Below are 22,206 nucleotides of genomic sequence, written 5' to 3' on the forward strand. Positions count from 1 at the left end.
GCGGGTTAGTCGGGTTGTGGTTGAGGTAGTCACGCCACAGGACTTCGGCGATGTCCGCCATGCCCATAGGGGCCCCCGGGTGGCCGGAATTTGCTTTTTGTACGGCGTCCATGCTGAGTGCGCGGATGGCGTTGGCAAGCTCTTTACGAGAGGACATGTTTTACTCCAGGTCGGATAAAAAAAGCAGTCAAGTTCCCTATTTTCTCAGACTCCACATCACAACGGCAATCCCTAATGCCAAATGAGAGCGAGTTCACCACTTATTAGCACGATTGGACGCTTTTTCGGAATAACACTATTCTCGCTCCGGCTGGCGTACACTAGGCTCTTGCGACACGATTTCCTCCAGGCAAAATGACTCTTTTACCTTGTTACCTTCACAGGAAGATGGCGTTATGAAAATTCGTACCTCTTTGATTGCGTTGGGCATTGCCACCCTGGCAACCGGCTGTCAAAACCTGAATACCGAAACCCTGATGCAGTCCGGCGCGCAGGCGTTCCAGGCGGCGACCCTGAGCAACAACGACGTTAAGGCCCTGAGTGATAAATCCTGCGCCGAGATGGACAGCAAGGCACAAATCGCGCCGGCCGACAGCACCTATGCCAAGCGCCTCAACAAAATCGCTGCGGCACTGGGCGACAACATCAACGGCACCCCGGCCAACTACAAGGTCTACGTGACCAAAGACGTCAACGCCTGGGCGATGGCCAACGGCTGCATTCGCGTCTACAGCGGCCTGATGGACATCATGAACGACAACGAAGTGGAAGGCGTGCTGGGCCACGAAATGGGCCACGTGGCGCTGGGCCACACCCGTAAAGCGATGCAGGTGGCTTACGGCACCGTGGCGCTGCGCACCGCGGCGTCCTCCGCCGGCGGCGTCATCGGCTCGCTGTCGCAGTCGCAGCTGGCGGATATCGGCGAGAAGCTGGTCAGCGCCCAGTTCTCGCAGAAGCAGGAAAGCGAAGCGGATGATTACTCGTTCGATCTGCTGAAAAAACGCGGTATCGATCCGAACGGCCTGGCCACCAGCTTCGAAAAACTGGCCCAAATGGAAGCCGGTCGTCAGAGCAGCATGTTCGACGATCACCCGTCTTCCCAAGCGCGCGCACAGCACATTCGCGATCGCATCGCGGCAGAGAAATAACCACGAGAACGCCCGGCAATCGCCGGGCGTTTTTTATCGTCTCAATACAGCGTTTTCTGCGGCGGCCCGGCGAAGGTCAGCGGCCCGACCTGCTTCATGTCCACCTCGACCACCGACGGCCCCGGGTAATTGATCGCCTCGGCCAGCACGCCGTTGAACTGCGACGCCGCGTCCACCTTCCAGGCTTTCAACCCCATCGCTTCGGCGATCTGGGTAAAGGCCGGCGTATGCAGCTCGTTGTAATACTGGCGCCCGGCGAAATACTTGTCCTGAATGCCACGCATCACGCCATAACCGCCATCGTTCATGATCAGCAGAGTGATGTTCACCTGTTCCTGCGCCATGGTCGCCAGTTCCCCCAGGCCCAGCGCCAAACCGCCATCGCCCACCAGCCCCACCACCTTGCGCTGCGGGTTGGCAATCGCGGTGCCAATCGCCATCGGCAGCCCCATGCCGATAGCGCCGGCCAGCGAGTGAATGTTGCACAGCGGCGAGATCGCGCGGAACAAACGGCTGCCCCAGACGCTGCCGGAAACGGTGATATCGCGCACCAGCAATCCGTCCTGCGGCAGTGCGGCGTCGATGGCGTCATTGAGTTTGGCGTATTCACCGGACTGCTGGCGCAGCGCGCTCTCCGCCTGCTGCACCGCCCCCGCGATTTCGGCATCCCACTCGGCGTTGACCTTTTCGCCGGGGGCCAACCGCGCCGCCAGCGCCGCCAGCAGCGCCGCGCAGTCGCCGTTGATCTGCTCATCGGCCAGGTAGTTGCGGTTGGCCGCCGCCGGATCGATGTCAATCTGCACCAGCGGGCGCGGCAGCGGCAGCGTCCAGGTGCGGGTTTCATTACTGCGCAGCCGTGAACCGGCCACCAGCGTCAGATCGCACTGCGTCAGGATCGCTTCGATGCTCGGCGAGTTGTGGAACGCCCGCAGGCTGCGCGGATGGCTGTCCGGCAGAATGCCGCGCCCGTGGGTGCTGGAGATCACCGCCACGCCGGCGTCCGCCAGCTTGCGCACCGCGTCGCCGCAGGCCAAGGCGCCGCCGCCTAACCAAAGCAGCGGACGCTTGGCCTGTTTCAGCCGCTGATGCAGCCGTTCCACCGCCGCATCGTCCGCCTTCGGCAATGGCGCCGGCGCCAACGGCTCGCTCAGTACCGAGCGGGACACCAGGCTGCTTTGAATATCGATCGGGATCTCGACCGCCACCGGGCCGCAGGGCACGGTTTGCGCATCCAGGATCGCTCGCTGGATCACCGCCACCGCCTGCTCCGGCGAATTGACACGGTAAGCGCGCTTGGAGCAGGCGCGCAGGAAGCCGAGCTGATCGCGGGTTTCATGAATAAAACCGGCGTCGGCATCCAGATAGGCTTTTTCCACCTGGCCGGTGATATGCAACAGCGGCGTGTTGGCGTTGAGCGCCTCAATCATCGCCCCCACCGCGTTGCCGGCGCCGGCGCCGGTGCTGGTCAACGCTACGCCCAGGCCGGAGAAGCGCCCGTGCGCGTCGGCCATGGTGACCGCCCCCGCTTCGCCGCGCGCCGGCACGAAGCGAATTTTATCGCGCTGCCCCACCGCATCGGCGATCGGCAGATTATGAATCGAAATGATGCCGTACATCGCCGACACCGCGTACTGTTCCAGAGTCCGGGCTATCGCCTCGCCAACCGTGATTTTATCGCTCATCATCTGCCTTCTTAGGGTAATCGTTATTAGGGTTATGCGTAGAGGTGTCGGCCTAGTCGCTCCAGCGGTTCACCTGATGGCTCAGCGCCAGATACACGCTTTTCTGCTGCATGTAGGCCTTGATGCCGTTCAGGCCCTTTTCGCGGCCCAACCCGCTCTCCTTGAAACCGCCGAACGGCGTGGAAATCGAGAACGTTTTGTAGGTATTGACCCAGACGGTGCCGGTTTCCAGCCGCTCCGCCAGCGCCATCGCGCGAGGGAAGTCGCGGCTCCAGATGCCGGCCGCCAGGCCATACACCGAGTCGTTGGCCTGTTCGATCAGCTGTTGCTCGTCGTCGAACGGCAGCGCCACCAGCACCGGGCCGAAGATCTCTTCCTGGCAAACGCGGGCGTCGTTGTTCAAGCCTTCAATAATGGTCGGCAGGTAATAGCTGCCGCTCGCCAGTTGCGGATCGGCCGGCGCTTCGCCGCCGATGACCACCCGGCCGCCCTCCTGCCGCGCCAGCGCCACGTAGTCCGCCACGCTTTGCCGATGTTTGGCGCTGATCAGCGGGCCAAGATGCACGCCCGGCACCAGCGGGTTGCCGATGCGCAATCCCGCGCTCAGCTCGGTCAAGCGCGCCAGCAGCGGCTGATACAGCGAACGGTGTACGAACAGGCGCGAGCCGGCGATGCACGCCTGGCCGGCGGAGCTGAAAATGCCGTAGCAGATGCCGCGCGCCGCCTGTTCCAGATCGGCGTCCTCCAGCACGATGGTCGGCGATTTGCCCCCCAGCTCCAGCGAGGTGGGGATCAGCTTATCGGCGGCGATATGCGCCAAATGGCGCCCGGTGCTGGTCCCGCCGGTAAAGGAAATCTTCTTCACCAGCGGATGGCGCGCCAACGCCTCGCCGATCACCGAACCTTTGCCCGGCAACACGCTGAGCAGCCCGGCCGGCAGTCCCGCCTGTTCGAACAGCTCGGCCAGCTTCAGCGCCATCAGCGGCGTGGCTTCGGCCGGTTTGAGCACCACCGCGTTGCCCGCCGCCAGCGCCGGCGCCACCTTCTGCATTTCGCTGGCGATCGGTGAGTTCCACGGCGTAATGGCGGCGATCACTCCCATCGGTTGATACTGGCTGAGGGTCATCACCTCGGCGCTGCGCGGGGTCGGCAGCTCGCCTTCCAACACCTCGCAGGCGGCGGCGAAATAGCGCGCGGTCGCCGCCGCGCTGGCCACCAGGCCGCGGGTTTCCGCCAGCGGTTTGCCGTTGTCGCGAGTCTGTAGCTCGGCCAGCTGTTCCTGCTGCGCCAGGATCAGGTTGCTGACGCGGTAGAGAATCGAGGCGCGTTGGTGCGGCACCAGTCCGCGCCACTCCGGCGCGCGCCAGGCGCGTTCCGCCGCTTCCACCGCCTCGTTCACGTCCTCGACGTTAGCGGCGCGCAGCCGCGCGTTGACGCTGCCGTCGGCCGGGAATACCGAAGCCATCTCTTCGCCACGCCCTTCACGCCAGCGCCCGGCGACAAAAATATTCAATCGTTCCATGCTCCGCTCCTGCCGTTCAGGCAATAAAACCGCCGTCCACCAGACGGCGGCAGGCTTGTACCGCGCTCAGCGCCGCCAGGGTTGATGTTTTGGGATTGCTCGCCAGCGGGGTGCCGCTCAGCTCGATGTGAAACTCGCCAAAGTCGCCGCACACCTGCAGGCGATGGGTATTGCGTCGGGTGGCGGGGTCGACCTGCAGGCGCACCCGGGTGGCGTCCATCCCCAGGCCGTTGAGCGCAATGGTGGCCGCCACGTTGGCGTTGGCCGGGAACAAACGCGCCGCTTCACGCGCCGACCCTTCAAAAAATACCTGCGCCTCGCGCACCGCATCGAGGTCGATCAGCTGCTCCGCCGGGCTGCCGCGCCAGCTGGCCGGACTTTTGCTGGCCTGATAGGTCACGCTCTCCAGCCCGCCTTCGCGCGCCGACGCCAGCCCGTCCATGCCCGCCACCGCGCCGGACAGCACGATCAGTTGCCCGTGATGGCTGCGGCAGGCCTGCTGCAACCGCTGTTGCAATGCGGCGTCCGCCAGCGCGCCGGTCGAGATCACCGCCAGCGGCCAACCGCGCTGCAGCACCGCCTCGCCAAACTCCGCTACCGCCTGCTGGCTGGCGCACTCCAGCACCAAATCCGGCCGCTGCGAACACTGCTCCGGATGGGTCAGCGCCTGCACCCGCCCGCCGAAGGCCTCGGCGATCGCCGCATGATGAGCTGCGCGCGCCAGGATCCAGCCGACCTCCACGCCTTCCGGCAGACGGGCGATCACTTCCTTCGCCATTGCGCCGTAACCAATCATCATGATCTTCTTCATCTTTCTCGGCCCCTGCTACACATGGCGGTTAAAGCCGCCGGAAACGTCCAGCGCCGCGCCGGTGGTAAAGGAAGCCAGCGGCGAAGCGAGGAACAACAGCGCCTGCGCCGGCTCCTGCGGCTTGCCGAGGCGTTTCATCGGGATGCCGCGGCGTTCGGCGATCGCCGCCGTCCACTGCTCCCAGCTTTGATCTTTATCGCTGCGATCGTCGAAACGGCGGCGCCACTGGCCCGACTCCACCATCCCCAGCAAGATCGAGTTAACGCGAATGCCTTTGCCCACCAGCTCTTTCGACAGCGTCAGCGTCATGTTGAGCAGCGCGGCACGCGCCGCCGAGGTGGCGATCATGTGCTCTTCCGGCTGCAGCGCCAGCAGCGAGTTGACGCAGGTGATAGACGCGATCGCCGATCGTTCCAGCGCCGGTAAGAACGCCTGCACCGGGTTGATCACGCCGAACAGCTTCAGCTCGGCCTCATGCAGCCAGGCCTCGCGCGGCGTCTGGTCAAAATGGGCGACGAAGCCCTGACCGGCGTTGTTGATCAGCAGATCCACGCCGCCGAAATGCGCCGTCACCTGAGCGGCGAACTGCGCCACCTGCTGCGCGTCCAGTACGTCACAGCGCAGCGCCAGGATATCCGCCTGCGGGAAGTCCGCGCGCAGGCTGGCTGCTGCGCCGGCCAGTTTGTCCGGATCGCGGCCGCAGAACGCCACTTTCGCCCCTTCGGCCAGCAGCAGCTTCAGGGTTTCGAAACCGATGCCCGACGAGCCGCCGGTCACCACCGCCACCCGATCCTCAAGCTGAAAATTCATCGTTGGATTGCTCCCGTAAAGTCCCGCAGATAGCGGTTGAAACACGCCGGCGCATCGAGGTAGCTGGCATGACCGGCGGCGGCGATCAGACGCAGCGCCGCGTCCTGTTCACCCGCCAGCTCGGCCGCCTTCTCCGGTGGCGTAATGCGATCCTGTTCGCCGCACCACACCTCCAGCGGGCCGCGATAGCGCGCCAGATAGCGGCCGATATCATCGTTGGCCAGCATCCAGGCGGCACTCAGAAAACCGTCGGGATCGAGCTGCTGCATGCCGTTGCGCACCCAGGCGATATCCTGCGGATCCGCCCCTTCACGCAGCAAGGCCGCCGCCCGCTGCTCGCCGTAGCCCACCGGCCCCAGCGTCTCTATCATCTGCTGGCGCTGGCCGTACACCTGCCGACGCTTTTCCTCCGGCGCCGTGGCATAGCCCTGCGCCGGATCCGCCAACACCAGCCCACACAGCCCATCCGGATAGCCGGCGGCATAGGCGCTGCCGATCAGCGCCCCCAGCGAATGGCCGACGATCAGCGGCTGCACCAGCTGCAGCTCATCAATCAGCGCCGCCAACGCCGCCGCATAACCGGCGGCATCGGCCTGCGGATCCGCCAACGGCAGGCTGCCGCCGTAGCCCGGCGCGTCCCATGCCACCAGACGGTGGCCGTCCGTCAGGCAGTTATCGTTGAACTGCTTGATCCACGAGGCGGATCCGGAGCTGATGCCATGCAGCAACACCACCGGCCGCCCCTGCCCGGCCTCGCGCCAGCTCAGGGTGTACGCCCCGCAGCGCGCCCGTTGGCGTTGCGCCAGGCCGTTCATCAGTTGCGCTTCACTTTGGACAGCGGGTGATCCGCCGGATAGGTCGGGATCTCCGGCTTGGCGGTGCCGAGCATCACGCACATCAGCGCCTCTTCCTCGCCGTGGTTGAACAGGCCGCGATACACCCCCGCCGGCACCGAGATCAGATCGCGCTCTTTCAGCCTGGTTTCGTAATACTCTTCGCCATCCTGAATCATCAGCGTGATGCTGCCTTTCAGCATGAAGAACACTTCTTCCACGTCATCATGCAGGTGCAGCGGGCCCTCGCACTTCGAAGGCAGCACCATGGTGGAGAAGGTGAAGTTGCCTGCCGGAATGGTGTTGGCATCGCTGGCCACGCCGGTGGCGCCGGTGCCGATGTAGCGCATCTGCGCACGGCGGTATTTCGGGTCGAAGTCGGCCTGGAATTTCAGCGCGTTCCAGTCATATTTGCGGCCCTCGAAACGGGCGATGCGCGACTCCACCCAGTTTTCCATCGACAGATCCTGCGGCTTGACGCCGGCTTTGTTCTCAACCTGAGACATGTTGTCACTCCTCTGTTGAATCGATTGATTAATCAGTACTTTCTCAGCAACGGCAGCAGAATGAGGCAGCCGACGAACGCCATCACCACCAGGAACAGCAGGCCGTTATCCATATTGCCGGTGGCGGCGATCAGCGCCCCCATCAGCACCGGCGCCAGCGCACCGGCAAAATTGCCCAATCCGTTGAAGATGCCGCCGGCGGTGGCGCTCACCTTGCTGCTGGTGGCCTTCGCCAACAGCGCGAAAATATTCGGCGCGCCGGCGCCCCACATAAAGGTGCTGAAGGCCATGGCGGCGATCACGCTGTAGGTGCCCTGCAAGTGCAACACCACCGCCAGACCGAGGCCGGCGCCGCACAGCGACAGGAAGCAGGCCAGCGCGCGGCGATCCAGCTTGTCCGACAGCCAGGCGCCCAGCACTTCGCCGAGCAGCATGGCGATGAACGGCAGCGAAGAGAGGTAACCGGCATGTTCCAGATGAATGCCTTTGCCCTTGATCAGATAGCTCGGCAGCCAGCCGTTCATGCCCCACAGGTAGGTCAGGAAGGCGATGTTGAACAGGCAAATCATCCAGAAATGCGGGCTGCGCAGCAGCTCGCGGCGATGCTGTTTGCGTTCGGACACCGCCGGTTTGGCCGCCGCCGCCGGACGCGCGACGTTCAGGTGGCGCATGCCGAACAGCACCAGCAACATCACCGGCAGCGTCAGAAACGCCATAAAGAAGAAGGTGGCCTGCCAGTCGAAGGTATTGAGGATGTACAGGGTGACCGGGAAGCCGAGCGCGGCCCCCAGCGGCGTGCCGAGCAACCACAGCATGGTGGCGCGCGCCTGCAGCTGCGGCGGGAAAGCCTGACGAATAATGGCGTAGGCCATCGGCAGCAGCGGCCCTTCGGCGATGCCGAGCAGGATGCGCAGCGTCATCATGGCGTGATAGGAACGCACCAGCCCCATCAACACCATCAGCACGCCCCACACCACCATCATGCCAATCAATACCTTGACCGGATTAAGCCGATCGCCGATGCCGCTGAGCAGCATGGAGGAAATGCCGTAGGAGAACAGAAACGCGCTCATCAGCAAGCCCAGCCGCGCCGGGTCAAAACCGATGCCCAATGCCTGCTGAAACTCGGCGTCGGAAAACAGCGCCGCGATGCTGATCTTGTCGAAAAACGCCAGCAGCACGCAGGCAAACAGCGCGATCGGTACCGACCAGCGCACCCGCTGCTGCGGATTTTCGGCAACGGTTTCCCCCGCCCGTCCAGCGCGGGCGTCAATGTCTTGCGTAGTCATAAAACGCTCCCGAGGTTCGGGCGTTATTTCAACGCCATCAAAGAAAACTCCGCATCCGCCAGTTGCTGCGGATCCAGCACCCGGCCACTCGCCAACCAACGCTTGCCGAGCTTGATGGTGCGCGCGTCGTTGAACGCCACCATCTGCACCAGCTGCCGATCGGCGTTCAGCGTGAAGAACACCTGCGACTGCGGCGTGCGGCGCACCACATGGTGCACACCGCCGCTCGGCACGCCGAGGATCTGGATATTGACGTCATATTGATCCGACCACAGCCAGGCCACGTCGTCATACGGGGCGGCGAAGGCGTCGAGCATCGCGCAGGCGGTGCTGATGGCCTGATTTTGCGCGTAGGCCCAGGACTGCAGGCACAGGCCAAGCGTCGGGTGACGCGCCACATCGCCCGCGGCGAAGATCGCCGGATGGCTGGTGCGCCCCTGGCCGTCGACCACAATGCCGGACTCGATCGCCAGCCCGGCGCTGCGCGCCAGTTCGAGATTCAGCTCGACGCCGATCCCCACCACTACCAGATCGAAGGCTTGCGGATCGCTGGCTTCACTGCCGATCCAGGCGGCGCCGTCGCGATCTTCCAGCGAGATCTCACCGCAGCCGCACAGCACCGTGACGCCCTGCCGGCGATGCAGTTCGAGCAACGCCTGTGAGACATCGGCGCCGACGCTGCGCATGCACAGCGCAGGCTGGCGTTCAAACACCGTCACCTCGGCGCCGAGACGCCGCGCGGAAGCGGCGATCTCCAGCCCGATCCAACCGCCGCCGACGATCGCCAGGCGACGGCAGCCCTGCAGCCCCTGCCGCAACCGGGCCGCATCGTCCCAGGAACGCAGCGTCATCACGCGCGGGTGCTGCGCCCAGGCAGCGCTCGGCAAACGCGGCCGCCCGCCGGTGGCGATCAGCAACTGCTCGAACTGCAGCCGTTGCCCGTCGCTGAGCGTAACGATTTGCTGTTCAGCGTCGATGGACTCGGCGCGCAGCGGGCGGCGCCAGTCGATATTCAGCTCCGCCACCGTCTGTTCGCTGAACAGCCGGCTGAGGGGCGCCGCGGCATCCAGCAGCGCCGCTTTCGACAGCGGCGGCCGCTCGTAAAAATCGTAGGGTTCGTCGCTGACAACCGTCAGCCGGCCGCTGTAACCCCGGTCGCGCAGCGTCTTGGCCGCCCAACCGCCGGCCTGGCCGCCGCCGACGATGACGATGCCCGCCTGCTCCGGCCGGTTCATAACGCCTCCGCCTTTTTATGCTGGCGGCGCGTGTCGTGATCGATGCCGCCCTCTACTGCCCATTCGGTGAAGGAGACCAGCGAATGTTCCAGCTCGCGCGGCTGCCAGTTTTCCGTCAGATAATCGTCGTTGGTGTAGTACTCGAACGCGCCGCCGGTCGGGCTGTTGACGTACCAGAAATAGGCCGAGGAGATCGGGTGACGCCCGGGGCCGATAAAGGTGCTCCACTGCTCTTTGTTCATGGCAATGCCGCCGCCGATCACTTCGTGGATATCGCGCACGGTGAACGCCACGTGGTTCAGGCCGCGTGGGCGGTTCGGCAGCTTCAGCAGGAACAGGTTATGGTGGCCGCCGCGCGCCTGGGTGCGCAGGAAGACGGCGCGATCGATATAGCGATCGGAAACCTGGAAATCCAACAGCTCGCGGTAGAAACGCTCGGTCGCCGCCAGATCTTCAACGAAGAACACCACGTGGCCAATGTTGATCGGCTGCGCCTGCGAATAGACCGGGCTGGGTTGATCGATGCGGCGCACGTCGCCCCATTGGTTGATCGGCGTGACCGGCACCTCGACCGCCTGCTGGCGGCTGACGACGAAGCGCAGCGTCATACCGTTGGGATCGAGGCACTCCAGCTCTTCTCCCACCTGGCGGAAACCGGGCATCAGCGCCAAACGCGGCTGCAGGCGCGCCAGATCGGCGGGCGAGGCCACGCCCCAGGTCATGCGGCGCAGGGTGGAACCGCCTTCAAACGCCGCAGGCAGCGCCGCGCTTTGCCGCGGATGCAGGACAACCCGCGCCCCGCTCAGGGTAGTGAATTCGCGCTGCGCTTCGCCCCAATGTTGCGTGGCGGACTGCAGGCCGAAGTCTTGCATGAATTTTTCGCAGGTTGGCAGATCTTCGACGCCAAATTCCAGTTTTTCGATTCCGATTACGCTCATTGTTCAGCCTCACGTTCTCGCTGCATACGGTTTTCAGGCATGAGTGAACCCCGGCCCCTGTTTGCTACGGGCCTTGTCCCTGCCTGAGTAAAAGAGTCGGTCCTGTCGGTTAGCCGACGTTGGCCTGCGGCGGCGCGCCGAGGAAGCCGGAAATTTTCTCCGCCGCGTCGCGCACTTCCATGCGCAGCCGCTCGCGATCCGCTTTCGGGATCTCATCGGACGGCACCATGATGCTGACCACCGCCTCGACCCGCTGCTCGCGGTTGAAGATCGGGTAGACGATCGAGGAGATGCCGTGGCGGAAGAACGATTCGCCGATCACATAGCCGCGCGCCTTGTCTTGCTGCACCATCTGCCACAGCGTTTCGCGATCCGCCGGGGTGCCCGGCGCATTGCCCGGCAGCTGCGCGTCTGGATACAGTTGTTCGAACTCGCTGCGAGTCGCGCTGGTCAACAACATGCGGCCGAGCGAGGTTTGGTGCACCGGCAAGCGGGTGCCGACGCTGACTTGATTGATCTGCGAACCGGCGGCGCTGACGCGGGCGATATAGATCACGTCACGCCCGTCGCGGATCGCCAGATGGCTGCTGCACTGGCTGCGATCGCGCAGCTGCTCGATCACCGGCTGGCCGGCCTGCGCCACGTCCAGCGACGCGATATATTCGAAGCCGAGACGCAGCACCTTGATGCCGAGCGCAAAGGTGTTGGTGCGCGGATTGCGCTCCAGAAAGCCCAGGTGTTCGAGCGTCTGCACCACGCGATAAGCGGTGGCCTTCGGCATATCGACCAGGCGATGCAACTCGGCGAAGGTCATCTCCTTATGCTGCTCGCCAAACGCCAGCAGCAACTGCAACCCGCGATCCAGCCCCGGGATCAGATACTTACATGCTTGCTCGTCCGCCATCTCTCGCTCCTGCGCTGTGCGCCTGCCCTGCGGGCCGTCAGTTGAATACGAAGCCGCCGTTGACCGGCAGCAGTTGACCGGTGACGAAATCCGCCAGCGGCGACAGCAGATAAAGCACCGTACCGTTCACATCGTCCGGGTGCTGCGCCCCGGCCAACGCGCGCCCCTGCTCGTACAGCTGGTGGCGCTCGGCGGGGACATACTCGGTAGCTTCCACCCGCGTCAGGCCCGGCGCGATGGCGTTAACGCATATCCCCTGCGGACCCAGCTCACGCGCCATCGATCGGGTCATCGCGATCAGCGCGCCTTTGCTGGCAACATAGGCCATCAGGCGCGGCGCGCCCCACAGCGCGGTGTCCGACGCCACGTTGACGATCTTGGCGTGCGGGTTGCGCGCCAGCAGCGGCACCGCCGCCTGGCTCACCAGCCAGGTGCCGCGCACATTGACCTGCATCACCCGATCCCACAGTTCGATATCGTATTCCATCATGGTTTTGCCGCCGACGCCGGTCGCCAGCGCCGCGTTGTTCACCAGGCCGTCGATCCCGCCGCCGGCGGCGATCTTCTCGAACGCCGAACGGATCGAATCCGGTGACGCCAGATCGATGGTTTGCGTTTCCACCTGAGCGCCCTGCTCACGCAGCGCGGCGCCGCTCGCCGCCAGCTCATCCGCCAAAATGTCGCACATCACCACCTGCGCGCCGGCAGCGGCGATGGCGGCGGCAAAGCTGTAGCCCAGGCCGCGCGCCGCGCCGGTGACCACGATGCGTTTACCGTTCAGCAGGCCGTTCACTGCGCCGCCTCCCGCTCGCGCAGCGTCGCCAGCTGTTTTTGCGCCTCTTTCTGCATCAGGCGGCGCAGGCGAGAAAGACCGACGTCGTGCTGGTACAGATATTCGCGGCCGCGGGCGTTAGGCGCCATGTTCTCAAGCACGATGCGATCCTGCTCGAGCACGTCCCAATGCAACGATTCCAGACGATTGCGGTACATGAAGCGCCACATGTCGCGCTGCCAGTCCTTGACCTTACGAATGCGCCAGAAGAATACCCGGCAGTGATCCTTGTCCTCCGGCACCACCATGCCGATGATCCAGAAGTGACCGCCCGGCCCGAAGCGCTTCTTGTACGGGATCGACAGGCGCATCCAATACGCGCCGCTGTTGCCGAATTCCACCCAGTCGAAGTTGACGCCGATCTGGCCGTTTTTCTTGAAGATGAAGCCGCTGTCGGTCGGCTCCAGCGCCATGTCCGCCTTGCGATCCCCTTCCGCCATCGAGTGTGAAGAGGAGTGCAGGTAGGTGCCGTGCATCGGATCCATCACGTTTTCCAGGGCGTACTGGTAGTTGCAGTTCCAGCTGGCGGTGCACAGAAAATGACTGTACGACGCTTCGTCCGCCAGCTCTTGCGGGAAAGTCAGCTCCGCCGGCGCTTCATCCGCCGTCACGCCGAAATAGAGAAACACCGCGCCATAGGCTTCTTTGGCCGGGTAAGATCGCAGGCATTTTTGCCCCACCAGCGGGCAGCGATCCACCGCCGGCACGTCTTTCACCGTCCCGTCGCCGCCGACTTCCACCCCGTGATACCAACAGGCGATGCGATCGCCGAGGTTCCACCCCATGGAAAGCCGCGCGCCACGGTGCGGGCAGCGGTCTTCCAGCGCATGGATCTGGCCTTCACCGTCGCGCCACACCACGATTTGCTGCCCCAGGCGGGTGATGCCGACCGGGTTGTTGCCCACTTCCCAGCTGGCCAGCACCGGATACCACATGCCGCGCAGCCCCTGGTCAAGATAGTCCTGCAAGCTCTGTTCGGAGGATGTTGTGTTTGCTGTCATTGTCTTCTCCCGGGTGTCGCTCAGAAACCGTTAACGTGAAGGAATTCGCGGAACGTCGCCTCATTCCACGGCTGGCCGCTGCGATCGAACAGACGACGCTGATTCAACGCGCTGACGATCTGCTCCAGCTCTTCCGCCCCCTGATCGAAGATCGTTTCCAGCGCCGCCACCAGGGCGGTTTCGAAGCCGTCCGGCACCCGGGCACGGTTTTGCCAGATGACATTGCGGAACTGACCCGGCTGATGGATTTGACCGTTGCCGCCTTCGCGGGCCGGCGTCACCTGTTGGGTGTCCGGCAGCCAGGGATTGAAATCGGTGATGTGCTGCATGATTACTCCTCCGCGATAAAGGTGATCTGGATTTGGTTGTCGACCACCCGGGTGGGATAGGTTTGCAGATCGCGGCCGCCCGGCTCGCGCAGGCACTGGCCGGTACGCACGTCAAACAGCGCTTCGTGCAGCGGGCACTCAACCTTGCCGTCGTCTACAAACCCCTGGCTGAGCAAGGCATAAGCATGCGGGCAGACGTCTTCCAGCGCGTAGTAGTTACCGTCGAGCAGGTACACCCCGATCTCCTTTCCTTCCACTTTGCCGGAGAAAGGAAAATCTTCTTTCACCTGAGACACTTCGCACACATTCTTCCAGCTCATTGCTTTTATCCTCTATCTGATTGTTTCATATATGAAACTCAGTTTCTTATTTAATACAGCCACTATAAGTCTGGCGAAACTTTCGTCAAGCGAGCGGAACGGCAAATGTTAATGAAAGGTTGTTTAAAAATGACAAATGCGGGAAAGATCACGAAATCATGCACCGATATGAAAAACCTATGTCAGTTGTGCGCTCCCTCGCTAATTTATGGCAAAAAATGCGTTGATCCCGGCGGCGTATTGCGCGTAAAAGTGTTTTCTCTCTGTCTTTTACACCCTATTTGATAACAATAAATTTACATCAATCAGCCCCATCCCCGCGTTTGCGCCAAATGGCATCCTCGGGTGAGTTTACTGCTGCCTGAATTCGTCAACCGCTCGCACTGAGGAACGCGCCGTGCAACAACGTCAACGCTGGTTTGGGGTGATCGCCCTGCTGTTTCTGATCGTTATCGCCTATGCGGATCGAGTTAATATCGCCGTGATGTTGGTCAATCCCGACTTCCTGCAACACTTTCAACTCGGCGGTGACCGCGCTCACCAGGGCACGCTGATGACGGTGTTTTTACTCGGTTACGGCCTCTCCGCCATGTTGCTGACGCCGTTTCTGGAAACGCTGATGGGTTACCGCCGCGCGCTGACGCTGAGCGTGGTGCTGTGGGCGCTGCTCACCGCCGCCTCGCCGCTGGCGGGATCGCTGCTGTTGCTGTGCGTGGTGCGCGCGCTGCTTGGCGTCAGCGAAGGGCCGCTGTTCTCGCTGAAAACCATGTACATCAGCGATCATTTCGCCGCCGACGAGCGCGGCAAGCCCAACGCGGTCAGCGCGCTGGGCGTCTCGTTGGGGCTGGTGATCGGCTTTCCGCTGGTGAGTTTTCTGATGGCGCACTTCGGCTGGGCGATGTCGTTTCACCTGCTGGCGCTGCTCAACCTGCTGTTGGGCCTGATGCTGGTGCGGCTGTTCGTTCATCCGCTCGCCTTATCTTCATCTTCACGCCCCGCCGATCCGCAACCGGTGCTAAGCCGTGTCTGGCACACCTTTGCGCTGGCCTGGCGCACGCCGATGCTCGGCTGGATCCTGCTGATCGAGATCGCCACGCTCAGTTACCTGTGGGGCTCCAGCGCCTGGCTGCCGGCTTACCTGACCGATGAAAAGGGGTTCTCCATCAAGCAAATGGGCTGGATGGCCGCGCTGCCTTTCATCGTCAGCATCGCCTCCAAATACCTCGGCGGCGCGTTGCTCGATCGCATCCGTCCTTATCAGGCGCCGCTGATCTTCGTCTTTGGCGGCGCGGCGACCGCACTGTGCATCTATGGCGTAATGAACAGCCATCAGCTTGGCTGGATCGCCTTCTTCCTGCTGGCGGCCAACGCCTGTTGGGGCGTGCAGGGCGCGGCGATCCCCACGCTGCTGCAGCATTATGCGCGGCCGGAGGCGGTCGGCAGCGCCTATGGGCTGATTAACGGCATCGGCAATCTATTCTCGGCGTTCGTGCCGATGGCGATGGGCATGGTGATGGCCAGCCAGGGTAAGGTGTCTTCAGGCTTTGCGGTGCTGATTGCCTCACAGCTGCTGACGCTGCTGGCGGGCGGCGCGCTGTTTAGCCGCATGTTGCTGGCGCGGCAGGTGAAGCGGGCATAACCCCGTTCCCCTCTCCTCCGTAGCGGAAAACCGAATGCTTTAAGTGGGTGCTCAGGGATCTGGACGCCAACAACCAGCAGACGGGGGACATCCCCCGCCGCCGGGTTGCCTTACCGTTCGGATTCGTAAGCCAAAATGGCCGCAACCTCCGTGTTGCCCGATCGGATCCGCAGTTCACACAGCGTGCTGCGCGTTATCCATGCCAGTGATATTACCGTGGCACAAATAACCACCAATTTTAACAGGCTCCGTTTGTTCGGCATCATGCCTTCTTCTCCTTGCCTCGCGGCGGGTAAGAGGCTAACTTAACGTTGTCTGGCGTTAGAGTTGGCCTCGGGTTGATGGATATCACTCGGGGCTTTTCTCTTTGTACCTTTCACGCAGGCTCCAGATACAAAGATCCAGAGCACCCGCGCGCAGTATATTCATCCACCCCGCTATCCCGGCTCCCTTTTTCCTGACTCTTTTTCATTTCTGCGCAGGATTGCGCAAAGGCGTTGCAACAGGCTGAAAATCGCCGCGCGGATGGCGACAAACGAAATAAAAAAAGCGGCCCCAATTCGATGGGAGCCGCTTTTTCAGCGAGGCGTGGCCTGGCGTCAGGCGTGTTTCTTGGCCGCCTGCAGGTACAGCATCTCCAGACCCAACGTCGCCGCGGCCAGCGCGGTGATCTCGGACTGGTCATAAGCCGGCGCCACTTCCACTACGTCCATGCCGACAATGTTCAGCGACTGCATGCCGCGCACCAGTTTCAGCGCGCGATCGGAGGTCAGCCCGCCGATCACCGGCGTGCCGGTGCCCGGTGCGAACGCCGGATCCAGACAGTCGATGTCGAAGGTCAGGTACACCGGCATATCGCCGACGATGCCTTTGATCTGCGTCAGCAGGTCATCCACGCTGCGATCGTTCACCTGCGCGGCGTCCAGTACGGTAAAGCCGTTGTCATGATCGAACTCGGTGCGAATGCCGATCTGCACCGAGTGATGCGGATCGATCAGGCCTTCGTTCGGCGCATGATAGAACATGGTGCCATGGTCGAACTTGCTGCCGTTGGCGTAGGTATCGGTATGGGCGTCGAAGTGCACCAGCGCCAGCTTGCCGAAATGCTTGGCGTGCGCGCGCAGCAGCGGCAGGGTGACGAAATGGTCGCCGCCGAACGAGAGCATGCGCTTACCGGCCTTCAGCAGTTTCTCCGCGTGCGCCTGCAGCTTGTCGCTCATGTCCTGCGCATCGCCGAAGTTGAACACGATGTCGCCGCAGTCAACCACATTCAGGCGATCGCGCAGATCGAAGCTCCACGGCCAACGATTGCCTTCCCAGGCCAGGTTGGTGGACACCTGACGGATGGCCGCCGGGCCATGACGGCCGCCGGCGCGGCCGGAGGTCGCCATGTCAAACGGAATGCCGGTGATGACCCACTCTGCATCGCTGTCGTAAGGCATGAAGTTCAGCGGAAAGCGCAGGAAACCAAAGGCGTTGGACACTAATGAATTATCGGACTGATGGCCTAAGGTGCTCATAGTAAACCCTCGTAGTTCAACAAGTTGCCGGGCGCAGACGCCGGGCCGTTACAAAAAAAAATCCCTCCCGCGTCGTTAGCCCGACGAGAAAGGGATTTATTCGATGTGTGTTTCGGTGCTACCGATACGGCAGATTATGGCTGCATTTTGCTCATGCTTCAAGGGGGCCGACATCGCCCCCCTGAAGAGGGCGGTTACTCGTCTTCCAGATACGTGTAACCGTACAGGCCGGCTTCAAACTCTTCCAGGAACTGCGCCTGCAGCTCGCTGTCCAGATCGGTTTCTTTGACCTGGTCGCGGAATTTGGACAGCAGCGCGCTCGGATCGAGCTGCACGTACTCCAGCATGTCCGCCACGGTGTCGCCCTCGTCGGACAATTCGGTCTCGACGCTGCCGTCCGGGAACACGTACACGTCAACCGAGGCGGTGTCGCCGAACAGGTTGTGCATGTTGCCGAGGATCTCCTGATACGCACCGACCATGAAGAAGCCCAGCGCCGGCGGGTTCTCCGGATCGTACGGCGGCATCGGCATGGTGGTCGCCACGCCGTCGCCGTCGACGTAATGGTCGATGGTGCCGTCGGAATCGCAGGTGATGTCGAGCAGCACCGCACGGCCTTCCGGCGGCTTATCCAGCCCTTCCAGCGGCAGCACCGGGAACAGTTGATCGATACCCCAGGCATCCGGCATCGACTGGAACAGCGAGAAGTTGACGTAGAACTTGTCCGCCATGCGCTCTTGCAATTCGTCGATGATCGGGCGGTGCGCGCGGTTGCTCGGATCGAGCTGCTGCTGGATCTTGTTGCAGATGTTCAGATACAGCTGCTCGGCCCAGGCGCGCTTGGTCAGGTCCAGCATGCCGTGCGCATATTGGGTATGCACGTCGTGCAGATCCATCTGGCTGTCGTGCAGCCATTCACGCAGCGAGCGGCGGTTCTCCGGCTCGTTCATTTCCAGCCAGGTTTCCCACATGCTTTCCAGCGCGCGCGGCGCGTCGGCTTCCGGCGGCTGCGGTTCGCTGAATTCGTTGCGCTCTACGCCGATCACATTGGAGACCAGCACCGTGTGGTGCGCGGTCACGGCGCGGCCGGACTCGGTGATCACCGTCGGGTGCGGCAGGCCGTGTTCGTTACAGGCGTCGCCGATGCCCCAAATCACGTTGTTGGCGTATTCGTTCAGGCCGTAGTTGACCGAGCAATCGGACTGCGAGCGGGTGCCTTCGTAGTCGACGCCCAAACCGCCGCCCACGTCGAAGCACTGAATGTTGACGCCCAGCTTGTGCAGCTCAACGTAGAAGCGCGCCGATTCGCGCACGCCGGTGGCGATATCGCGAATGTTGGCCAGCTGCGAGCCCAGGTGGAAGTGCAGCAACTGCAGGCTGTCGAGACGGCCCGCTTCGCGCAGGGTCTCCACCAGCTTCAGCACCTGCACCGCCGCCAGACCGAATTTGGACTTTTCGCCGCCGCTCGACTGCCATTTGCCGGAGCCTTGCGACGCCAGACGCGCACGCACGCCCAGGCGCGGTATGACGTTCAAGCGTTCGGCTTCTTCCAGCACCAGGTTGATCTCGGACATCTTTTCGATCACCAGGTACACCTTGTGCCCCAGTTTTTCCCCGATCAGCGCCAGGCGAATGTATTCACGATCTTTATAACCGTTACAGACGATCACCGAGCGGGTCATGCCGGCATGCGCCAGCACCGCCATCAGCTCGGCCTTGGAGCCGGCTTCCAGCCCCAGCGGTTCGCCGGAATTCACCAGCGATTCAATCACACGGCGATGTTGGTTCACCTTGATCGGATACACCAGGAAATAGCCGCCCTGGTAACCGAAGGACTCGCGCGCGCGTTTGAACGCGGCGTTGATCGAACGCAGGCGATGCTGAAGGATCTGCGGGAAGCAGAACAGCGCCGGCAGACGTTGGCCGTCTTGCTGGCGCGTTTTCACCAGTTCTGCCAGATCGACGCGCGCCTGCGGGACATCCGGATCCGGGCACACGCTGATATGGCCCAGCTCGTTGACGTCATAGTAATTGTTGCCCCAGTAGGCGACGTTATAAGTACGCAGCATCTTGCTGGCATTACGATCATTCATGGCAACCTCCTGCATGGAGCGCAAAGATAAAGACTCGCCCGCAACCGGCGGACGGTGAATCAACAGATCATCAGACATGGTTCGCCTCACATTCCGTACTGACGAAACCGCCAGCCACTATCGCAGCTACAACCCGCGAGAACAACCCAACAAGCCGCGCCGGCGGCAGCGAAGAGAACTGCCGTTCGCGGTCAGCGATCGGTTTATCACTCATATAATTGTAAGACACCCTGTTCAAACCTCGTGAATCGGGCCAAGAAACATCCCACAGGAAGGCTGCAGGCTACCCTTGTTCAGTTCTTCAGACGACCGTTAGCCGGCCCGAGAATCCTGAGTAGCGGCCAAGTGTTTATCGCACCTGGTAAGTGACAGAGAGACAAGACGGGAAATAGCAGAAGAATGTGCGCCAGAACGGCACTGCTGTTGGGAACCAACAACCGGTAGACAACGGATCATTAATCCAACCACCTCCACGCGCGCCGTTCGGAGTGAACGACCCAGCCTCTAAAATAGTGTAAGAACGTGACCGTTCGATGAAGCGGCGGCGCCACGGCGAACGCCCGCGACGGATAATAGCGCAATGCCGGCGAATGCAAAGCGGAAGTTTATCGTACCTTCCCCCACGCCAGACCGCCGTACTGTGCAGCAAATGAACCGCGCGCGCAGTTTATACCGGTAAGCAGGTGAAAAAGCAAAATGAAAATTCGCCGAAAACTGTTTCAAGCGATGAAAATGGCGCCAACCCGTTTGCGCAAAAGAGCGAAAGCGCAAAAAATTACTGGCAATCTGGCTAAACCCTGACCTAAAATAGACGTCCAGATGTTAATCCATCTATACTGGTTAACTGATAAACTGCTTAACGGCTTTGCCTGAGGGGCGTTGCAGGATGCATCTCGCGCCATCAGCGGAAGACCCTTCGCTTCGATGCCGGATCTCCAGCGCTGTGCAGTAATTTCTAACCCGTCTTATGCAAGGTAAAGAACACAATGGCTAAACACCTCTTCACGTCCGAATCCGTCTCCGAAGGACATCCAGATAAAATCGCCGACCAGATCTCCGATGCCGTCCTCGACGCCATCCTGGAACAAGATCCGAAGGCGCGCGTCGCCTGCGAAACCTACGTGAAAACCGGCATGGTCCTGGTCGGCGGTGAAATCACCACCAGCGCCTGGGTCGATATCGAAGAGATCACCCGCAAGACCGTGCGCGAGATCGGCTACGTTCATTCGGACATGGGCTTTGACGCCAACTCCTGCGCAGTATTGAGCGCTATCGGCAAGCAATCCCCGGATATCAATCAGGGCGTTGACCGTACCGATCCTCTCGAGCAGGGCGCCGGCGATCAGGGCTTGATGTTTGGCTACGCCACCAACGAAACCGACGTGCTGATGCCGGCTCCGGTGACCTACGCACACCGTCTGGTGCAGCGCCAGTCCGAAGTGCGTAAAAACGGCACCCTGCCGTGGCTGCGCCCGGACGCGAAGAGCCAGGTGACCTTCCAATACGACGACGGCAAAATCGTCGGCATCGACGCCGTCGTTCTGTCCACCCAGCATTCCGAAGACATCGCGCTGAAAGATCTGCAAGAAGCGGTGATGGAAGAGATCATCAAGCCGGTACTGCCGGCGGAATGGCTGACGGCGGGCACCAAATACCACATCAACCCGACCGGCCGTTTCGTTATCGGCGGCCCGATGGGCGACTGCGGCCTGACCGGACGTAAAATCATCGTCGACACCTACGGCGGCATGGCTCGCCACGGCGGCGGCGCCTTCTCCGGTAAGGATCCGTCCAAGGTTGACCGTTCCGCGGCTTACGCGGCGCGCTACGTGGCGAAAAACATCGTCGCCGCCGGCCTGGCCGATCGCTGCGAGATCCAGGTGTCTTACGCTATCGGCGTAGCGGAACCGACTTCCATCATGGTGGAAACCTTCGGTACCGAGAAAGTGCCAACCGAACAGCTGACGCTGCTGGTGCGCGAATTCTTCGATCTGCGCCCATACGGCCTGATCCAGATGATGGATCTGCTGCAGCCGATCTACCGCGAAACCGCCGCCTACGGCCACTTCGGCCGCGAGCACTTCCCGTGGGAAGCGACCGACAAAGCTGAGCTGCTGCGCGATGCCGCCGGCCTGAAATAAGCCCCGACATCAACATGAAAAACGGCGAGCCAAGGCTCGCCGTTTTTTTTGAGCGGATGGGTGCTCCCGGATCAACGCATCGACTGCCGGCCGGCGGAGGCACCGCCCCCGCCGCCGGGTTGCCTTACCGTTCGGATTCGTAAGCCAAAATGGCCGCAACCTCCGTAGTGCCCGATCGGATCCGCAGCTCACACAGCGTGCTGCGGGTTATCCATGCCAGTGATATTACTGTGGCACAAATAACCACCAATTTTAACAGGCTCCGTTTGTTCGGCATCATGCCTTCTTCTCCTTGCCTCGCGGCGGGTAAGAGGCTAACTTAACGTTGTGATGCGTTAGAGTAGGCCTCGGGTTGATGAATATCGACTCGGGGCTTTTCTCTTTGTATCTTTCGCTCGGGCTCCAGAGACAAAGATCCAGAGCACCCGCCCGCAGTATATTCATCTCACCACCACGCCTCGTGTTCCTTTTCGCCCCCAATATCATTTTTGCGCGACCGCTCGCAGCGCCTTACAACACCATGAAAAGTAAAAGACCACCTCCTGAGGAGGTGGCTTTACACGACGCCCCCTAAAAGGGGGCAATTTTCGAGTTAATCCTGCAACAGCTCCATCTGCTGCTCGATCTCTTGGTCCTTCTTATCCTGATGCTTC

22 protein-coding genes are annotated in these 22,206 nt (G+C 62.1%); 3 read left to right on the forward strand and 19 right to left on the reverse strand.

Going from position 1 to position 22,206, the window contains the following annotated elements:
- A partial coding sequence (locus tag GT753_RS25315) for a hypothetical protein (protein ID WP_174242134.1) occupies positions 1-157 on the reverse strand: 157 nt, incomplete at its 3' end.
- A 238-nt stretch (positions 158-395) separates the two neighbouring features.
- Between GT753_RS25315 and GT753_RS25320 the strand changes: the two genes are divergently transcribed.
- Positions 396-1,148 carry a M48 family metallopeptidase gene (locus GT753_RS25320; protein ID WP_004937650.1) on the forward strand — a complete coding sequence of 251 codons (753 nt, stop codon included), beginning with the start codon at positions 396-398 and terminating at the stop codon, positions 1,146-1,148.
- A 41-nt stretch (positions 1,149-1,189) separates the two neighbouring features.
- Here GT753_RS25320 and GT753_RS25325 read toward each other — a convergent pair whose 3' ends face one another.
- From GT753_RS25325 to GT753_RS25390, 14 genes are all read right to left on the reverse strand, one after another.
- Positions 1,190-2,830, reverse strand: coding sequence for a thiamine pyrophosphate-binding protein (locus tag GT753_RS25325; RefSeq protein WP_085337119.1), 1,641 nt, complete (start codon positions 2,828-2,830; stop codon positions 1,190-1,192).
- 52 nt (positions 2,831-2,882) lie between these two features.
- Complete coding sequence (locus tag GT753_RS25330; protein WP_004937646.1) at positions 2,883-4,352, reverse strand: aldehyde dehydrogenase; 1,470 nt, start codon at positions 4,350-4,352, stop codon at positions 2,883-2,885.
- 16 nt (positions 4,353-4,368) lie between these two features.
- The gene (locus GT753_RS25335; RefSeq protein WP_160126123.1) at positions 4,369-5,163 is read right to left on the reverse strand and encodes an aspartate dehydrogenase; all 795 of its coding nucleotides are present in this window, start codon (positions 5,161-5,163) and stop codon (positions 4,369-4,371) included.
- A gap of 15 nt (positions 5,164-5,178) precedes the next feature.
- The gene (locus GT753_RS25340; RefSeq protein ID WP_004937639.1) at positions 5,179-5,973 is read right to left on the reverse strand and encodes an SDR family oxidoreductase; all 795 of its coding nucleotides are present in this window, start codon (positions 5,971-5,973) and stop codon (positions 5,179-5,181) included.
- Positions 5,970-6,788, reverse strand: a complete 819-nt coding sequence (locus GT753_RS25345) for an alpha/beta fold hydrolase (RefSeq protein ID WP_160126124.1) — start codon at positions 6,786-6,788, stop codon at positions 5,970-5,972. Before GT753_RS25345 ends, GT753_RS25340 begins: the two co-directional genes overlap by 4 nt.
- Positions 6,788-7,312 carry a cupin domain-containing protein gene (locus GT753_RS25350; RefSeq protein ID WP_004937634.1) on the reverse strand — a complete coding sequence of 175 codons (525 nt, stop codon included), beginning with the start codon at positions 7,310-7,312 and terminating at the stop codon, positions 6,788-6,790. The genes GT753_RS25345 and GT753_RS25350 overlap by 1 nt, the downstream gene beginning before the upstream one ends.
- Before the next feature lie 32 nt (positions 7,313-7,344).
- The gene (locus GT753_RS25355) at positions 7,345-8,601 is read right to left on the reverse strand and encodes an MFS transporter (protein ID WP_015379009.1); all 1,257 of its coding nucleotides are present in this window, start codon (positions 8,599-8,601) and stop codon (positions 7,345-7,347) included.
- A 23-nt stretch (positions 8,602-8,624) separates the two neighbouring features.
- Entirely contained in the window at positions 8,625-9,836 is a 1,212-nt protein-coding gene (locus tag GT753_RS25360) for an NAD(P)/FAD-dependent oxidoreductase (protein ID WP_021504735.1), read from the reverse strand.
- Positions 9,833-10,774, reverse strand: coding sequence for a VOC family protein (locus GT753_RS25365; protein ID WP_049243187.1), 942 nt, complete (start codon positions 10,772-10,774; stop codon positions 9,833-9,835). Before GT753_RS25365 ends, GT753_RS25360 begins: the two co-directional genes overlap by 4 nt.
- 109 nt (positions 10,775-10,883) lie before the next feature.
- A complete protein-coding gene (locus GT753_RS25370; RefSeq protein WP_004937625.1) occupies positions 10,884-11,678 on the reverse strand; it encodes an IclR family transcriptional regulator in 795 nt (264 codons plus the stop codon).
- 37 nt (positions 11,679-11,715) lie between these two features.
- Complete coding sequence (locus GT753_RS25375; protein ID WP_015379012.1) at positions 11,716-12,471, reverse strand: SDR family oxidoreductase; 756 nt, start codon at positions 12,469-12,471, stop codon at positions 11,716-11,718.
- The gene (locus GT753_RS25380; RefSeq protein WP_160126125.1) at positions 12,468-13,511 is read right to left on the reverse strand and encodes an aromatic ring-hydroxylating dioxygenase subunit alpha; all 1,044 of its coding nucleotides are present in this window, start codon (positions 13,509-13,511) and stop codon (positions 12,468-12,470) included. The genes GT753_RS25375 and GT753_RS25380 overlap by 4 nt, the downstream gene beginning before the upstream one ends.
- 20 nt (positions 13,512-13,531) lie before the next feature.
- Positions 13,532-13,840, reverse strand: coding sequence for a recombinase-like helix-turn-helix domain-containing protein (locus GT753_RS25385; RefSeq protein WP_004937617.1), 309 nt, complete (start codon positions 13,838-13,840; stop codon positions 13,532-13,534).
- 2 nt (positions 13,841-13,842) lie between these two features.
- A complete protein-coding gene (locus tag GT753_RS25390; protein ID WP_004937614.1) occupies positions 13,843-14,160 on the reverse strand; it encodes a non-heme iron oxygenase ferredoxin subunit in 318 nt (105 codons plus the stop codon).
- Positions 14,161-14,557: 397 nt separating this feature from the next.
- On the opposite strand from GT753_RS25390, the gene GT753_RS25395 reads away from it, so the two are divergent.
- Positions 14,558-15,799 carry an MFS transporter gene (locus GT753_RS25395; RefSeq protein WP_021504738.1) on the forward strand — a complete coding sequence of 414 codons (1,242 nt, stop codon included), beginning with the start codon at positions 14,558-14,560 and terminating at the stop codon, positions 15,797-15,799.
- 110 nt (positions 15,800-15,909) lie between these two features.
- Here the strand turns inward: GT753_RS25395 and GT753_RS25400 are convergent, their stop codons facing one another.
- The 3 genes from GT753_RS25400 to speA form a co-directional block, all read right to left on the reverse strand.
- Entirely contained in the window at positions 15,910-16,062 is a 153-nt protein-coding gene (locus GT753_RS25400) for a Hok/Gef family protein (RefSeq protein WP_033638576.1), read from the reverse strand.
- A 336-nt stretch (positions 16,063-16,398) separates the two neighbouring features.
- Positions 16,399-17,319 carry an agmatinase gene (gene speB, locus GT753_RS25405; protein WP_004937606.1) on the reverse strand — a complete coding sequence of 307 codons (921 nt, stop codon included), beginning with the start codon at positions 17,317-17,319 and terminating at the stop codon, positions 16,399-16,401.
- 194 nt (positions 17,320-17,513) lie between these two features.
- Positions 17,514-19,490 (reverse strand): biosynthetic arginine decarboxylase, encoded by a 1,977-nt coding sequence (gene speA, locus GT753_RS25410; protein WP_004937600.1) that lies wholly within the window; start codon positions 19,488-19,490, stop codon positions 17,514-17,516.
- 908 nt (positions 19,491-20,398) lie between these two features.
- Between speA and metK the strand changes: the two genes are divergently transcribed.
- Positions 20,399-21,553, forward strand: a complete 1,155-nt coding sequence (gene metK / locus GT753_RS25415) for a methionine adenosyltransferase (RefSeq protein ID WP_004937596.1) — start codon at positions 20,399-20,401, stop codon at positions 21,551-21,553.
- 124 nt (positions 21,554-21,677) lie between these two features.
- Here the strand turns inward: metK and GT753_RS25420 are convergent, their stop codons facing one another.
- Positions 21,678-21,830, reverse strand: coding sequence for a Hok/Gef family protein (locus GT753_RS25420; RefSeq protein WP_004937610.1), 153 nt, complete (start codon positions 21,828-21,830; stop codon positions 21,678-21,680).
- Positions 21,831-22,206 lie beyond the last annotated feature (376 nt).

Source organism: Serratia sp. Z4 (assembly GCF_009900725.1).
GTDB classification, from domain to species: domain Bacteria; phylum Pseudomonadota; class Gammaproteobacteria; order Enterobacterales; family Enterobacteriaceae; genus Serratia; species Serratia nematodiphila.